General features: G+C 63.1%; 16 protein-coding genes. 10 read left to right on the forward strand and 6 right to left on the reverse strand.

Annotation, left to right across the window (positions count from 1 at the left end; translation table 11 throughout):
• The coding region (locus V3H18_RS05420; RefSeq protein WP_332080929.1) for a DUF2865 domain-containing protein at positions 1-887 on the reverse strand (887 nt) is incomplete at its 3' end.
• Positions 888-1,253: 366 nt separating this feature from the next.
• Between V3H18_RS05420 and V3H18_RS05425 the strand changes: the two genes are divergently transcribed.
• Positions 1,254-1,775, forward strand: coding sequence for a CreA family protein (locus tag V3H18_RS05425; RefSeq protein WP_332080930.1), 522 nt, complete (start codon positions 1,254-1,256; stop codon positions 1,773-1,775).
• A gap of 10 nt (positions 1,776-1,785) precedes the next feature.
• Here V3H18_RS05425 and V3H18_RS05430 read toward each other — a convergent pair whose 3' ends face one another.
• Entirely contained in the window at positions 1,786-2,100 is a 315-nt protein-coding gene (locus V3H18_RS05430; protein WP_332080933.1) for a hypothetical protein, read from the reverse strand.
• Positions 2,101-2,377: 277 nt separating this feature from the next.
• Between V3H18_RS05430 and cysS the strand changes: the two genes are divergently transcribed.
• The 4 genes from cysS to cimA all read left to right on the forward strand — a co-directional run bounded on the left by cysS (position 2,378) and on the right by cimA (position 6,207).
• On the forward strand, positions 2,378-3,760 hold the full coding sequence (cysS, locus tag V3H18_RS05435; protein ID WP_332080935.1) for a cysteine--tRNA ligase: 1,383 nt from the start codon (positions 2,378-2,380) through the stop codon (positions 3,758-3,760).
• 184 nt (positions 3,761-3,944) lie between these two features.
• Positions 3,945-4,079 carry a hypothetical protein gene (locus V3H18_RS05440; RefSeq protein WP_332080936.1) on the forward strand — a complete coding sequence of 45 codons (135 nt, stop codon included), beginning with the start codon at positions 3,945-3,947 and terminating at the stop codon, positions 4,077-4,079.
• A gap of 2 nt (positions 4,080-4,081) precedes the next feature.
• Positions 4,082-4,585, forward strand: a complete 504-nt coding sequence (locus V3H18_RS05445; RefSeq protein ID WP_332080937.1) for a GNAT family N-acetyltransferase — start codon at positions 4,082-4,084, stop codon at positions 4,583-4,585.
• Entirely contained in the window at positions 4,585-6,207 is a 1,623-nt protein-coding gene (cimA, locus tag V3H18_RS05450) for a citramalate synthase (RefSeq protein WP_332080938.1), read from the forward strand. Before V3H18_RS05445 ends, cimA begins: the two co-directional genes overlap by 1 nt.
• On the opposite strand, the gene V3H18_RS05455 is transcribed toward cimA, so the two are convergent.
• Positions 6,204-6,800 carry an LOG family protein gene (locus V3H18_RS05455; protein ID WP_332080940.1) on the reverse strand — a complete coding sequence of 199 codons (597 nt, stop codon included), beginning with the start codon at positions 6,798-6,800 and terminating at the stop codon, positions 6,204-6,206. The genes cimA and V3H18_RS05455 overlap by 4 nt on opposite strands.
• A 111-nt stretch (positions 6,801-6,911) precedes the next feature.
• Here V3H18_RS05455 and V3H18_RS05460 point away from each other — a divergent pair, with 111 nt between their 5' ends.
• Positions 6,912-8,834: an ABCB family ABC transporter ATP-binding protein/permease gene (locus V3H18_RS05460; RefSeq protein WP_332080941.1), complete on the forward strand. Its 1,923-nt coding sequence runs from the start codon at positions 6,912-6,914 to the stop codon at positions 8,832-8,834.
• Between the two features lie 7 nt (positions 8,835-8,841).
• Here V3H18_RS05460 and V3H18_RS05465 read toward each other — a convergent pair whose 3' ends face one another.
• On the reverse strand, positions 8,842-9,111 hold the full coding sequence (locus V3H18_RS05465; RefSeq protein WP_332080942.1) for a hypothetical protein: 270 nt from the start codon (positions 9,109-9,111) through the stop codon (positions 8,842-8,844).
• A gap of 181 nt (positions 9,112-9,292) precedes the next feature.
• Here V3H18_RS05465 and uvrB point away from each other — a divergent pair, with 181 nt between their 5' ends.
• The 4 genes from uvrB (at position 9,293) to V3H18_RS05485 (ending at position 14,048) form a co-directional block, all read left to right on the forward strand.
• Complete coding sequence (uvrB, locus tag V3H18_RS05470; RefSeq protein ID WP_332080943.1) at positions 9,293-11,854, forward strand: excinuclease ABC subunit UvrB; 2,562 nt, start codon at positions 9,293-9,295, stop codon at positions 11,852-11,854.
• 51 nt (positions 11,855-11,905) lie between these two features.
• Positions 11,906-12,757, forward strand: a complete 852-nt coding sequence (locus V3H18_RS05475) for a hypothetical protein (protein ID WP_332080945.1) — start codon at positions 11,906-11,908, stop codon at positions 12,755-12,757.
• A gap of 409 nt (positions 12,758-13,166) precedes the next feature.
• Positions 13,167-13,385 (forward strand): translation initiation factor IF-1, encoded by a 219-nt coding sequence (infA, locus tag V3H18_RS05480; protein ID WP_138167892.1) that lies wholly within the window; start codon positions 13,167-13,169, stop codon positions 13,383-13,385.
• Between the two features lie 24 nt (positions 13,386-13,409).
• A complete protein-coding gene (locus V3H18_RS05485; protein ID WP_332080946.1) occupies positions 13,410-14,048 on the forward strand; it encodes a Maf-like protein in 639 nt (212 codons plus the stop codon).
• 9 nt (positions 14,049-14,057) lie between these two features.
• Here V3H18_RS05485 and alr read toward each other — a convergent pair whose 3' ends face one another.
• Positions 14,058-15,206, reverse strand: a complete 1,149-nt coding sequence (gene alr / locus V3H18_RS05490; RefSeq protein WP_332080947.1) for an alanine racemase — start codon at positions 15,204-15,206, stop codon at positions 14,058-14,060.
• Positions 15,207-15,263: 57 nt separating this feature from the next.
• On the reverse strand, positions 15,264-15,695 hold the full coding sequence (gene ybgC / locus V3H18_RS05495) for a tol-pal system-associated acyl-CoA thioesterase (protein WP_332080948.1): 432 nt from the start codon (positions 15,693-15,695) through the stop codon (positions 15,264-15,266).
• Between the last annotated feature and the right edge of the window lie 54 nt (positions 15,696-15,749).

Here is a 15,749-nt window from a genome sequence, read left to right on the forward strand (position 1 = left end):
GGCGCGGGCGCCGGCGCGGCGGCGTCGATCCGGCCTTTGACGTTTCGCGCGCGCGGCTCCCCGGGCCGCGCCGGACGCGACAATTGCTCCGCCTGTTCGGCGGTCACGACCTGATCCTTGGCGTTGCGCTCGGCGATGAGCCGCTCGGCCTCCGCGAGCGCCTCGGCCCAGCTCTGTCCGGGCGGCTTGCAGCCGCAGGCGGGATCGTAAGTCTTCTGGAATTTGAAGGCGTTGGGATGACTGGAATAAGCGTCGCCGTCGATCGACAGCGCGGAGTCGAGGCCCTTGCGCTGCGATTGCGTGTAAAGCTGCGCTTCAGCGTTGGGGCAAAGCGCTTTGCAGAGCGTTTGGAGATCGTCGAGATTGTCGCTTCGCGCCGAATAGCTCACCGGGAAAAAGCCGCCGTCGCAGCCTCGCACGCAGATCGCCATGGGTCCGCCGCGGGGCTTCCCGTCAAGCTCTTCCTCCAACAGCTCCGTGTCCGAACCCTCGAGGGGAGCGTCGCGAAGCCCCGTCGTCTCGTCCGGCGGCGCGAGGCCGAACAGCTCCTCGAAGAAATTGCGCGGACGCGGCGCCCGCGCCTCGACGAAACGCGGATTGCGGCATTGCGCGTCATAGCGCGCGGCGAGCGCCTGCCGCTGGCCGCCGTCGTCGGCCGCCGCTCGTTCATAGGAGTCGATGCCGCCGGCAAGCTGGTTCAGCCTTGCGTTGATCGGGCCGCATTGCGCCGGGAGCGGATCGCCCAAAAACAGGAATTGCCCGCGATTGCAGCCGAGCGCCCGGCCGCGCGCAGCCAGCTGCGCATATTCGGCGCGCTGTTTGCCGGCGGCGGCCCGAAACCGCGCGCCGCGGCCGTCCGTCCCGGCGCGGGCGATCTGCGCCCGCAAATCCGCGCAATAGGCGCTTTCCGCGCGGGCTGGCGCGCTCGCGCAAAGAAAAGCGATCGCCGCGGCGGCGAGCGCGCCAAGGGCGGAAGCCCAAATCCTGCGATCGGCCTTTATGGCTCTCGGCCCTCTTAAGACGCCGGCCGCGCGCGGCCGGATTTCGCTATCATCGTCGATTTGCGCCGCGGATCAACTTCGGGTTGATTGTCGCGCGCATCATGTCCGCAACAAGGCGGCGCGCGGGCGCGCGGTCTCTCAAAGCCTTTCAAGGGTCGCCGAGGCCGATTTTTTCGCTTCAATCGGGTCGCAGCCCTTCCCTTGGGGCGCTATGTCGCCCATATCGGCGGCGTCGCCATGGAGGGTGTCGATATGAAGCGGTTCCATTTGCTTGTTCTGTTGTCGATAGCGTTTGCAGTCAGTTTCGGCGTCGCGCCGTCCTTCGCGCAGAACGGGCCCGATCTCATCTTTCGGAAATCCGTCGACTTCAAGCTGCTCACTCCCAACGACAAGCTCGCCACCTACGGCATTGACGACCCGCTGATCGACGGCGTCGTCTGCTACTACACCGCGCATGAGAAGGGCGGCGTCGCCGGCATGTTCGGCGTCGCCGAGCAGAGTTCGGAGATTTCGCTCGCCTGCCGGCAATATGGGCCGATCAAATTCAAGGAAAAGTTCAATCAGGGCGACGAGGCCTTCAGCGAGCGCCGCTCGCTCCTCTTCAAGCGCATGCATATCGTCCGCGGCTGCGACGCTAAGCGCAACGTGCTGGTCTATATGGTTTACTCGGACAAGCTCGTCGACGGCTCGCCCGAGAGTTCGACCTCGACGCTCGCGATCCAGCCTTGGGGCGGGCAGAACGACATCCCGAAATGCGGTGAATTCCTGAAATAGCGCAAAGCGCCTATTCAGCGCACGCGACGAGGGCGGCGCCGGGCTTTTTTGGAAGCTCCGCCGCCTTCGCGTCGGTTGAAGCCGTCAAATCCTCGGCGCGTCCAAAAGCCGTCGCTGCGCCATGGCCATGCGCCTCGCACCAGGAATTGGCGACGATCCTGCCGCAGTCGGCTTTCTGCGTGAGGCACTCCAAAAGGCCGTAGCCGTCCTGATCGGAGATGACATAGGCCGTCCGCGCGTCGGCGTCCGCTCGCGCGCCGGTCTGACAGGCTACGCAAATCATGAGGCCCGCGACGAGCGTGAACCGCGCTGCATTTTTCGACATAACCACCAAAGCCCGCGCCGGTCCCCGCCCCATGCGGTCCGGAGGGAAAGCTGTAGCGCGGGGACGTAAATTGCGCGTTAAGCGGCGCTGTTTTCGTGGCGGAAGCGGATCGCCGCTTGACGCGGCGGCGCGCTTTGGCGCATGTTCCCGGCCATGACGCTTTGGCGCAACATTTGTCTGCGGATCATTATCAGCTAGCGATCCCGCTGGCCGGAGCGTCACGTCTATCCAAACGACATGAAGCGCAGCCCCGGCCGGCGGCCTTGCGGGGAGATTCATGTCGACGCCTGTGCTGAAAATTTACAACACGCTGACGCGGACGAAGGAAGAATTTCGTCCGATCGATCCCGCCAATGTGCGCATGTACGTCTGCGGGCCGACGGTCTATGACTACGCCCATATCGGCAACGCCCGCCCGCTCATCGTCTTCGACGTTTTGTTTCGATTGCTGCGCCATCTCTATGGCGCGGAGCATGTGACTTACGTTCGCAACATCACCGACGTCGACGACAAGATAAACGCGCGCGCCGCCGAGCGCGGCATTTCCATCCGCGAGCTGACCGAAGAAACGAACAAGGTCTTTCAGGATGACGTGCGCGCGCTCGGGTGCCTGGAGCCGACCGTGCAGCCGCGCGCGACCGAGCATATCGCGCAAATGATCGCGATCATCGAGAAGCTCATCGCCTCCGGCCACGCCTATGCGGCGGACGGCCATGTGCTCTTCGATGTGCCGTCGATGAAGGAATATGGGCGCCTGTCGCGGCGCTCGCTCGACGAGATGATCGCTGGCGCGCGCGTCGATGTCGCGCCCTATAAGCGGGGCGACATGGATTTCGTTTTGTGGAAGCCCTCGAAAGACACCGAACCCGGCTGGGACAGTCCCTGGGGCAGGGGGCGGCCAGGTTGGCATATCGAGTGCTCCGCCATGTCGTGGAAGCATCTCGGCGAGACCTTCGACATCCATGGCGGCGGCATCGATCTCGTCTTTCCGCATCACGAGAATGAGATCGCGCAAAGCTGCTGCGCTTTCGGGCGCGACGTGATGGCGAATTACTGGATGCATAACGGCTTCCTGCAGGTCGAGGGCGAGAAAATGTCCAAGAGCCTGGGGAATTTCGTGACCATCCACGAACTGCTGCATACGGAGAAGTTTGGCGGGCGAAGTTGGCGTGGGGACGTTTTGCGGCTAGCTATGTTACGTACGCATTATCGCCAACCGATCGACTTTTCATTGAGCTCTGTCATTGAAGCCAACAAAACGTTGGACACATGGGGTCGGGTTTGGGTTTCTAATTTGGAGATCGCAGAGCTCGACAAGGAAGCAGAAGCCATACTCGCTGATGATTTGAACACGCCAGCCCTGCTGACTTGGCTTCATGCTATGTACAACCAAGCTGAAAGAGACGGGACCGCGCAGCGCCGACTTACCTCCACTTTACGAGCGCTTGGGTTTGACGATCTCTTCTTTAAGAGCAAAGGCTCTTTCGGTCTCACAGACGACGATAAAAGCGTCGTTGACCAAAAGGTAACCGCTCGCCTCGCCGCCCGCGCGTCAAAAAACTGGGCCGAGTCCGATCGCATCCGCGATGAACTCGCCGCCATGGGCATTGCGCTCAAAGACAACAAAGACGGCACGACGACATGGGAGGTGAAGCGGTGAACGCGCGCCTCTGTTATATGCGGGAAGCATCGGCGACAGCCGTCATGGCCGGGCTTGTCCCGGCCATCCATGCCGGGACGTTAAGCAGTATCGGCCTCGTCTCGAGTCGTTTTGACGTGGATGCCCGCGTCAAGCGCGGGCATGACGCGGCGGAGCCATATCGCCAAATTGATGGAGCGTAGCCATGTCCAACGACGACTGGAAAAAAACTTTGCCCTTCAGGCGGCATTGGGCGGTCTATCTGCTATTCAAGGTGCTGATCCTCGCGCTGGCGGCTTTCATCGTCTGGCGCTTCCTGCGCGCCATGGACGTCGTCTGATCATGGCGCGCGGCGCGCCCGGCTTGCGGCCGTTTCTTCCGGCCGACGCGGCGACGCTGGCGGCGCTCTTTCGCGTCAGCATAGAGACGCTGGCCGCCGAGGATTACGACGAGGATCAGCGCGCCGCCTGGATTTCCGCCGCCGATGACGAAGACGCCTTCGCCGCGCAGCTCGGTGAGGCGCTGACCGTCGTCGCGCTTGTCGACGGCGAGATCGCCGGCTTCGCCTCGCTCAAGGACAATACGGATTTCGACATGCTTTATGTGCGACCGGATCTCGCCGGGCAGGGCGTCGGATCGGCGCTTGCCGACGCGATCGAAAAGCTCGCCGACGCGCGCGGAACGAAGACGCTGAGCGTCGACGCCTCGGACGCCGCCCGCGATTTCTTCGCCGCGCGCGGCTACGTGGCGAAGACCCGCAACACCAAAGAGATCGCCGGCCAATGGCTCGGCAATACGACCATGACCAAGGAACTGGCGGCCGAGGCCGCCGGGAGAGCGCATTGATGGCCCAGGAACGGGTTAGGGAACGCTTGACGCTTTACGACACGACGCTGCGCGACGGCGCGCAGACGACGGGCGTCGATTTTTCGCTCGACGACAAGCGTCAGATCGCGGCCATGCTCGACGAACTCGGCATCGACTATATCGAGGGCGGCTATCCCGGCGCCAATCCGCTCGATACGGAATTTTTCGCCGATCCGCCGAAGCTGCGCGCGCGCTTCGTCGCCTTCGGCATGACGCGCCGTCAGGGCCGCTCGGTCGAGAACGATCCCGGCGTCGCCGCGCTTCTCGATAGCGGCGCGCCGACCGTGACATTCGTCGCCAAAAGCTCCGACTTTCAGGTCCGCGTCGCCTTACGCTCCACGGAAGAGGACAATCTCGAAAGCGTTACGCAATCCGTAAAGGCTGCGGTGGCGCGGGGCAGAGAGGCGGCCGTCGATTGCGAGCATTTCTTTGACGGCTATAAGGCCAATCCCGCTTATGCGCTCGCCTGCGCCAAGGCGGCCTATGACGCCGGCGCGCGCTGGATCGTGCTGTGCGACACCAATGGCGGGACCCTGCCGCATGAGGTGGAGCGCATCGTCGCCGAGGTCGTGAAACATATTCCGGGCGCGCGCATCGGCGTGCATTGCCATGACGACACGGGACAGGCGGTGGCGAATTCGCTCGCCGCCGTCCGCGCCGGCGCGCGCCAGATTCAGGGCACGCTCAACGGCCTCGGCGAGCGTTGCGGCAACGCCAATCTCACCACCATCATTCCGACGCTGTTGCTGAAGAGCGAATATGCGGAGCGTTTCGAAATCGGCGTTTCGCCCGAGAAGCTGACGCATCTGACGCGCATCAGCCATGCGTTGGACGAACTCCTCAATCGCGCCCCCAATCGCCATGCGCCTTACGTCGGCGCCAGCGCCTTCGCGACGAAAGCCGGCATTCACGCCTCCGCCGTGCTCGCCGATCCGCGCACCTATGAGCATGTGACGCCGGAAAGCGTCGGCAATATGCGGCGAGTCCTTGTCTCCGATCAGGCGGGACGCTCCAATATCGTTTCCGAGCTGGCGCGGCTCGGCGTCATCCTCGAAAAGGACGATCCGCGCCTGACCCGCCTTCTCGACGAGGTGAAAGAGAAGGAGGCGCAGGGCTACGCCTATGAAGGCGCCGACGCGTCTTTCTTCCTGCTCGCCAAGCGCCTGCTCGGCGAGGTTCCGCATTATTTCGACGTGGAGCGATACAGCGTCGCGGTGGACCGGCGCTTCGCGCGTAACGGCGATTTCGAGGACCAGGGGGCGGAGGCGATCGTCAAGATCAATGTGCATGGCGAGAGCCGCATTTCCGCCGCCGAAGGCAATGGGCCGATCAATGCGCTCGACCTCGCGCTGCGCAAGGACCTTGGCGCCTATCAGCGCTATATCGAGGATGTGCGGCTCGTCGATTATCGCGTGCGCGTCTTCCAGGGCGGCACGGACGCCGTGACGCGCGTGCTGGTCGAATGCGCCGACGACGAAGGCCGGCGCTGGTCGACCGTGGGCGTCTCGGCCAATGTCATCGACGCCTCTTTCGAGGCGCTGGTCGACGCCATCAATTACAAGCTGCTGATTTCCGTCCCGCGCGACGGAGCCGCCGCTTAAAGCCGCTCGATGATGGCGGCGTCGCCGGCGGCGGGCGCGCGCCGCGCGGCGGCGAAAATCATCGGCAGAATATCCTCGACGCTTTCCGCGACGAGATAGCGCACCTCATAATCCGGCCGGATGAAGGCGGCGTTGCGCATATGCGCGAAAAGCGACAGCAGCGGCCGCCAGAAGCCGTCGATATCGGCGATGACCAGCGGCTTGGCGTGGCGGCCGAGCTGAATCCAGGAAAGCTGTTCGGCGAGCTCCTCCAGCGTGCCGATTCCGCCCGGCAGCGCCACGAAGGCGTCGGCGCGCTCGAACATGACGCGTTTGCGCGCATGCATGTCGTCGACGAGAATGAGTTCCGTGAGAGTCGTGCAGGTCACTTCCCTTTTGTCGAGAAAGCTTGGGATGACCCCGATCGCGCGGCCGCCGGCGGCGAGCGCGGCCTCCGCCAATATGCCCATCAGGCCGACGCTCGCGCCGCCATATACGAGGCCGACTCCCGCCGCCGCCAGCGCCGATCCAAGCGCGCGCGCCGCTTCCGCGTAGCGCGGGTCGTTTCCCGGCGACGAGCCGCAATAGACGCAGACGTTTTTGATCTCTCGCATCGTGTTTCTCATATATAGCGCTTCTGCGGCGAGGGGTGCGCAATCCGTCTAAACGACATATATGACGCCAAACGCCTCCTCGGGGGGCGCGCCCTTTCAACTGGACTCATAATGCGCAGAATCGATCAAAGCGAGACGGGCGATCCTCTCGCTACCGAACTTGTCGACGAATCCCTGGAAACGCCCGCCGATCCTTCGCTTTCGGAATCCACGCTCATCACGACGATTCGGCGCCTGTGGCCCTATATCTGGCCGCGCGGCCGGCGCGATCTCGAAATCCGCGTCGCGGTCGTTCTCGCGCTGCTCGTCGTCAGCAAGCTCTTCAACGCCGCGACGCCCTACGCCTTCAAATGGGCGACGGACGCGCTCGCCGAAGACGGCGCCGGCGTCGCCGCGGCGCTTGGCTTCGGCGCGATCGGCTTCACGCTGCTGATGGGCGCGATTCGCATCGCCGCCGTCATTCTGATGCAAACGCGCGACGCGATTTTCGCCGCCGTCGCCATGCATGCCGTGCGCCGGCTCGCGACCGACCTCTTCGTCCATATGCATGAATTGTCGCTGCGCTTTCACATCGGCCGCAAGACCGGCGGGCTGACGCGCGTCTTGGAGCGTGGGCGCAACGGCATAGAAACACTGTCGCGGCTCATCATGTCGACGGGCGCGCCGACTTTGCTCGAAATGACGCTGGTGCTCGGCGTCTTTCTCTATCAGTTCGACTGGCGCTACGGCGTCGTGCTGCTCGTCACGCTTGGCGGCTATTTTCTTTTCACCATGCTCGCGACCAACTGGCGCATCGCCATACGCCGCATGATGAACGACAGCGACACCGACGCCAATCAGAAGGCGATCGACAGCCTCTTAAATTACGAGACCGTGAAATATTTCGGCGCCGAGAAGCGCGAGGCGGCGCGCTACGACAAATCGATGATCCATTACGAACAGGCGAGCACGCAGTCCTATGTCTCGCTCGCGGCGCTGAACGCCGGCCAGACGGTGATTTTCATCATCGGCGTCACCGTCATGATGGTGATGTGCGTTTATGGGGTTCGCGAGGGACGCAACACCGTCGGCGATTTCGTGCTTATCAACGCCACCATGCTGCAACTGGCGCAGCCGCTGAACTTCATGGGCACCTTCTATCGCGAGGTGCGGCAGGCGATCATCGACATAGAGACCATGTTCTCGATCCTCTCGCAAAGCCCGGAGATTTCCGACAAGCCCGGCGCGCCGGCGCTCGTCGTGCGCGAGGGGCGCATCGTTTTCGACAATGTCTTCTTTCATTACGAGCCGCAGCGCCCGATTCTCAAGGGCGTGAGCTTCGAGGCGCCGCCCGGGAAGACGATCGCCATCGTCGGCCCTTCGGGCGCCGGCAAATCGACGATTTCGCGGCTGATGTTCCGCTTCTATGAGCCGCAGGGCGGGCGCATAACCATCGACGGGCAGAACATTCTCGACGTGACGCAGGAGAGCCTGCGCGCGGCGATCGGCATGGTGCCGCAGGACACGGTGCTGTTCAACGACTCAATCGGCTACAATATCCGCTATGGCCGCTGGGACGCCAGCGACGAAGAGGTGCGCGAGGCGGCGCGGCTCGCGCAGATCGACCGCTTCATCGAGAGCGTGCCGGGCGCCTATGGCGCGCAGGTCGGCGAGCGCGGCTTGAAGCTGTCGGGCGGCGAGAAGCAGCGCGTCGCCATCGCCCGCACGATTTTGAAAGCCCCGCCGATTCTTATTCTCGACGAGGCGACCTCCGCGCTCGACAGTTTGACCGAGCACGAGATTCAGGAGGCGCTGCGGCGCGTCGCCAAGGGCCGCACGACCCTCGTGATCGCGCATCGTCTGTCGACCATCGTCGAGGCAGACGAAATCCTATTCCTCGATCACGGCCAGATTGTCGAGCGTGGAACGCATAATGCGTTGCTCGCGCTCGGTGGTCACTACGCCGGCATGTGGAACCGCCAACGCGAGGCGGCGGAAGCGCGGGCGAAGCTGCTGGAGGTGGAACGGGAGGAGGAAGTGGCGGAGGCGGAATAGGAGGCCGTCAGCTCTTTGACAAACGCTTCAGGTTACGATTGACCCGCTTTGAATAAACGGAGAGGGCGCGATCGGCCGCAAGATGCGGTTGTCCCGTCGCGACGCTCATCGCGGCCTCTATGCTGGCGTCCGTCGCGGCCTTGATCTTTTCGTCGACCATCAGCTTGCTCTCGCGCCTGCCGCCAGCGCCGCCCATGGCGATTTTCATCAGCCGAAGGCCCATCACTTGATTGGCCGCGAAGCCCATTTTGATCGCGTCCGAGAAAAGCTTGTTCATTCCTGATCGATTTCTGGGCATGGTGGTCTCCTGTTCAAGGCAAGATAGCGCGGACGTCGCATTTGCCCAACCTGTCGATAGATTAAACGGACGTGGTGTAAGGTAGACGCTAAGGCAATTGAGCTTGGCGGCGAAGCGCGTCGCGCTTCCCTCCTGCGCTCGTCTCCCCCATATTGCGGCCATGGCCAAACCTCCCGGAAAGCCCAAAGACCCCGCGCGGCCGACGCGCGCCAAGGCGGCGAAGCCCGTATTGGCGCCGCTCGCGCCGCATCTCGCGCAATTGCTCAATCCCGCGCTCGCGCCCGGCTTCGGGGAGGCGCCGCAGGCCGCCTATGACGCGTCCTCGATCCAGGGCCTCGACGAGGAGGACATTGAGAAATACGGCCTCGGCGAAGGCTTCCAAGCCGGCGGCGGGGTGCAGGCCACCGCCGACAGTCTCGCGCAACTGCTGCGGCTCGGCGATCCGAATATTCGCGACCAGAAGCCCTGGACGCCACACCGGCCCGAGCGGCCGGAGAAATCCGAAGGCGGCGTTAAATTCGAGCTCGTCTCCGACTATACGCCCAAGGGCGACCAGCCGACGGCGATCGAGGAGCTGGTGAAGGGCGTCGCGGCGGAGGAGCGCGACCAGGTGCTGCTGGGCGTCACCGGCTCCGGCAAGACCTTCACCATGGCCAGCGTGATCGCGGCGACGCAGCGCCCGGCCTTAATTCTTGCGCCCAATAAGACGCTCGCCGCGCAGCTTTACGGCGAGTTCAGGAGCTTCTTCCCCAATAACGCCGTCGAATATTTCGTTTCCTATTACGATTATTACCAGCCGGAAGCCTATGTGCCGCGCTCGGACACCTACATCGAGAAAGAATCCTCGGTGAACGAGCAGATCGACCGCATGCGCCACGCGGCGACGCGCGCGCTTTTGGAGCGCGACGACGTCATCATCGTCGCCTCCGTCTCCTGCATTTACGGCATTGGCTCGGTCGAGACCTATACGGCGATGACTTTTTCGGTGACGCTTGGCGAGAAGCTGGAGCAGCGCCAGCTCGTCGCCGATCTCGTCGCGCTGCATTACCGCCGCACCGCCGCCGATTTCACCCGCGGAACCTTCCGCGTGCGCGGCGATACGGTCGATATTTTTCCGGCGCATTACGAGGATCGCGCCTGGCGCATCGGCTTCTTCGGCGATGAGGTGGAGTCGATTTCGGAATTCGATCCGCTCACCGGCAAGAAGACCGTCGATCTCGAATTCGTGAAGGTCTATGCAAACTCTCACTATGTCACGCCGCGCCCGACGCTGCTGCAGTCGATCAAGGCGATCAAGGACGAAATGCGCGTAAGGCTCGACGAGCTCAACCGCTCCGGGCGCCTCTTGGAGGCGCAGCGGCTGGAGCAGCGCACGCGCTTCGATCTCGAAATGATGGAGGCGACGGGCTCTTGCGCCGGCGTCGAGAATTATTCGCGCTATCTCACCGGCCGCAAGCCGGGCGAGCCGCCGCCGACGCTTTTCGAATATCTGCCGGACAATGCGCTCGTCTTCGCCGACGAAAGCCATGTGTCGATCCCACAGATCGGCGCCATGTATAAGGGCGACTTCCGCCGCAAGGCGACGCTGGCCGAATATGGCTTCCGCCTGCCGTCCTGTCTGGACAATCGTCCCTTACGCTTCGAGGAATGGGACGCGATGCGGCCGCAGACGGTGAGCGTCTCGGCGACGCCCGGCAATTGGGAGCTCAATCAGACGGGTGGCGTCTTCGTCGAGCAGGTCATCAGGCCGACAGGGCTCATCGACCCGCCGGTCGAGGTGCGCTCGGCGCGCACGCAGGTGGACGATCTCCTCGACGAAGCGCGCGCCGTCGCGCAGATGGGCTATCGTTCGCTGGTGACCGTGCTCACCAAGCGCATGGCCGAGGACCTCACCGAATATCTGCACGAGAATGGCGTGCGCGTGCGTTACATGCACAGCGATATCGACACGATCGAGCGCATCGAGATCATCCGCGATCTGCGGCTCGGCGCCTTCGACGTGCTGGTGGGCATCAATCTACTGCGCGAGGGTCTCGACATTCCCGAATGCGGGCTCGTCGCCATTCTCGACGCCGATAAGGAAGGCTTTCTGCGCTCCGAGACCTCGCTCGTGCAGACCATCGGCCGCGCCGCGCGCAATGTCGACGGCCGCGTGATCCTCTATGCCGATCACATCACCGGCTCGATGAAGCGCGCGATGGACGAGACCAATCGCCGCCGCGCCAAGCAGGAGGCCTATAATCGCGAGAATGACATCACGCCCGCTTCGATCAAGCGCGGCATCGCCGACATTCTCGGCTCGGTCGCCGAGCAGGATCATGTGACCGTCGATACGGGCTTCGACATCGCGCCGGGGCATAATCTCGCCGCGACCATCGCCGATCTCGAAAAGCGCATGAAGGCGGCGGCGGCCGATCTCGCCTTCGAGGAAGCGGCGCGGATGCGCGACGAAATCCAGCGGCTGCAGCGCGCCGAATTGCTCGCCGAGGCAAGTCCGCAGTTTCGCGCATCCTTTGGAAGGGGAGGGCGCGGCGCCATACGCCGCGACGAAAATGAGAAACTCGCCACACGCGCGCATAAGCCGACCGACGCCGACATGGGGCCGCATAATTTCGGCGGCGGCGAAGCGCGGCCTTTGGGTCGGATCGCGCCCCCGCGCCCGGCGGGCCGCTCTTCCGGCGGCAAGCCGGGTACGCGCACGGTAAAGGGCAAGCCGAAGTGACAATTTCAAACGTATGCAAACATGGATGTTCTCTCCGAGGGATTTTGATAGTTGGCGCAGAAGCTCGAAATCAATGTGAATATTGACGAACTAGCGGGTATTGCTGACCTAGGCGTTCGACGCGCGGCAGTCTTTATGGGCTTGGGGTTGAACGCTGCGAGACGGGATGATTTCAACGACTATGAACTACGTAAGCTACCAATAATGCCGGGCCAGACCGGCGTGCCGATTGATTTTGTTCCTTCGGGGTTGGCTGAAGAGGAAGTGCGAAAATTCAAGGAACACTTTGCTACGTGGGTCATTGGATGTGGATTGCGCGAGCTACTTGAACACTACGCGCTGTTCCTTGATCGGGTTCACGAAGCCTGCCTTCTTGTCGCGTGTAAAAATAAGCGTCTCGAATTGAGTAACCCTCAGAAAGCTCAAAAGGAATTTGAAAACAATCTTGGGATACCAAGAAAACTTGATAAGCTTCTAGAACGCTTCAGATTTGGGCCAAACGAAGCGGACAGCATCAAAAGCTTATACGCGGCGCGCAACGCGTTAACCCATGATTTGGGAGTGATTAAGCCTACACGATGTGCGTCAGGGCACTCGTTTCAGATTTCATGGAAGACTTTTGACATTTTTGCTCAAGGGGAAGAAACAGGCGCTATTCATACCATGCCTCAGCTCATCGGTCAGAAAACTGAGGAGCCGATGATTATTTGTGGCAAGGCGGTGATGCGTGAGCGCGCATTCCCTGTTGGTTCAAATATAGTATTTTCACAGCAGGACCTTTGGGAAATCTGTTCATTTTTTCGTTTGTTCGCGATCCCTTCCACCAGAAATGGGTTTCTAGAGTTCTTGAAGGCAGAGGGCGTACCTATCAGGATCATTGATCCTCATTCTGTGGAGGCATAATCCTACTTGGGGAAACGAGTTAGAAGCATCATCTCGCCAACAAATTGTATCTGAGACGAAGAATAGAACCGCGATGAGGAAGTCACAAAAATCTCGCACCCAAATCTTTCGCCGACGAAGGAAAAGAAAAGGGCTTGAGCATTTGGAAGCGCCGGTATCGCTTAAGGCGCTTCTCGCCGCCGCGCCGCTGGAAGGCGTAGATCTTGAACGCCCGCGCGATTTTGGCCGAGCCGTTGAATTGTGAGAGCTTAGGTCGTCCCCAACTCCCCGGTTCACAAATCGCGCGTTCTCGATTAGGGTCCGCGCCGAGTCCGCTCGCCCGGCCCGGGCGGCGGGTTTTTCGCTTTCGCGCGCTCGCCGCGTCGCAGCATTGATGGCTCGCGGCGGAAAGCGCCTTGCAAGGAACCACATGGCAAAGGAAGAACTGCTCGAATTTCCCGGCGTCGTCACAGAATTGCTGCCGAGCGCGATGTTTCGCGTCAAGCTTGAGAACGACCATGAAATCATCGCCCATACCGCTGGCAAGATGCGCAAGAACCGCATTCGCGTGCTGGAAGGCGACAAGGTGCTCGTCGAGATGACGCCTTATGATTTGACCAAGGGTCGTATAACATATCGTTTCCGGTAATTTTCCTATGGCGGAGCGACTCTCTTGACAGCCAATCCTCCGATCGCCCGTCCTAAGCTCATTCTGGCCTCCGCTTCGCCGCGACGCCTCGCGCTCTTGCAGCAGGCGGGTCTGGAAGCGGACGCGCTGCTTCCCGCCGACATCGACGAGACGCCGTTTCGGGGCGAGTCGCCCCGCTCCTACGCCATCCGCATCGCGAGCGAGAAGGCCTCGGCCGCCGCCAAGGTGCGGGCGACCCACCCGGAGCTGAAGGATTCCTTCCTCATCGCCGCCGATACGGTCGTTTCGGTCGGCCGGCGCATTCTCCCCAAGGCGGAGACCGCGGAAGAGGCGGAAGAGTGCCTGCGGCTCCTGTCGGGACGTCAACATCGCGTCTATTCCGCGGTGAGCCTCGTCACGCCGCGCGGCGCCGAGCGCAAGCGCCTCGTCGAGGCGCGGCTTCGCTTCAAGCGGCTGAGTTCGACCGAGATCGAGGCCTATCTCGCCACCGGCGAATGGCGCGGCAAGGCGGGCGGCTACGCCATTCAGGAGCGCGCCGGCGCGTTTCTGGTGAAGCTCGTCGGCTCTTACTCGGCGGTCGTCGGCCTGCCGCTTTACGAGACCGTGTCGATGCTGGCGGGGGAGGGATATCCCGTGCTCGCGCCGTGGTTCGCTATGGCGTGAGGCGGCGTATTACGCCCCGATATAGCGCCGGGCGTAACGTCCGCCGAGGCGGGTGAGGATCTCATAGCCGATGACGCCGGCGCGCGCCGCCAGCTCCTCGACGCTGATCGAATCGCCGAGCAGCTCCGCCCATTCTCCGCGCTGCGCCGCCTCGCGCGGGGCGTCGGTCACGTCGAGCATGGTGTAATCCATCGAGACCCGGCCGACGAAGGGGCAGCGCGCGCCGCCGACAAGGGCCTCGCCCCCCGGCTTGCCCTCGAGGGCGGTCGCCGCGATCGGCACGCCGTCGGCGTAGCCGACGCCGAGCGTGGCGATGCGCGAGGGGCGGGTGGCGGTCCACAGACCGTCATAGCCGACTCTCGCGCCAGCTTCGATCTCACGCGTCGAGAGGATGCGCGCATGGAGCCGCGCGACCCGCCGCATGGGACTTTCGGCGTAGGGCGTGGGATTGCCGCCGTAGAGGGCGTAGCCAGGACGGATGAGATCGAAATGCGGCCTCTGGGGCAGGAAGACGCCGGAGGAATTGGCCATGGACGCCGGAACCTCGGCGAAGCGCGCGCGGGCGTCGAGGAAGGCTTCGATCTGGCGGGCGTTGCGCGGCGCGTCCGGCAGTTGCGAACTGACGAAATGGCTCATCACCAGCGTCGGCGCGATGTCGCGGGCGCGGAGGGCCGCTTCCGCCGCCTCACTGATCGGGACGCCGAGGCGATTCATGCCGGTGTCGAAATGGAGGGCGGCTTCGAGCTTGCGGCCGAGCGCGCGGCCCATCGCCGCCCATTCGTCGATTTCGCTGAGAGAACCGAGGGCGGGGGTCAGATTGGCGTCGACGAGACGATGCGCGAGGCCGGGCGCGATCCCGTCGAGCACATAGATCGTCGCCTCGGGGGAGAGCGTCCGCGCCGCCTCGCCCTCGATAATATTGGCGACGAAAAAGGTCCGGCAACCGGCCGTGAGCAGGGCGCGCATGACGGGCGGGAGGCCGAGCCCATAGGCGTCCGCCTTCACCACCGCGCCGCATTCGGCCCGGCCCGCGAGCCCGGCGAGCGTTCGCCAATTATGGGCGATCGCCGAAAGATCGACGGTCAGCGCGCCGGCTTCGGCCGGCTCCGAGGGTTCGGCGCGCGGCCGCAGGCGGGCGGCGGGTTGGATGATTCCCATGACGACGCCATGGTAAGCCCTAAAACACGGCGGCCAAATGGCGAAACCGCGTCAGTCTTAACCCGGCGGGCTCACTAGGCTTTGGAATTTGGCGCGCACCTCGGCCGGGATGCGGCGGGCGCGGCCAGCCTCGACGCAAACGACCTTGACCGCGGCCCGCGCCAGCAACTCGTCCCCGCGCAGAACGCGCTGATCCAGCGTGAGCGAGGCGCCGCCCAGCGCCTCCGCCCTGGTCTCGACCGTCAGCAGATCGTCCATCGTCGCGGGCTTCTGGAAATCGATCTCCATCGCCCGGACGACGAAAAAGATTAGCGCGCCCGACGCCCCCTCCGCGAGCGCGCGTTGATGGAGGCCGAGCTCCCGCAGCATTTCCGTGCGGGCCCGCTCCATGAAGCGCAGATAGGAGGCGTGATAGACGAGGCCGGAAAAATCCGTGTCCTCGTAATAAATGCGAATGGGGAGGCGGTGCGGGATGGACACATTCGTCATCAAGGCTCGATAAACCTCCTTTGGCGACCGCATCCGGCAATCGCGAGATCTGTG

The sequence above is a fragment of the Methylocystis borbori genome, from assembly GCF_036576025.1.
Taxonomy (GTDB): Bacteria; Pseudomonadota; Alphaproteobacteria; order Rhizobiales; family Beijerinckiaceae; genus Methylocystis; species Methylocystis borbori.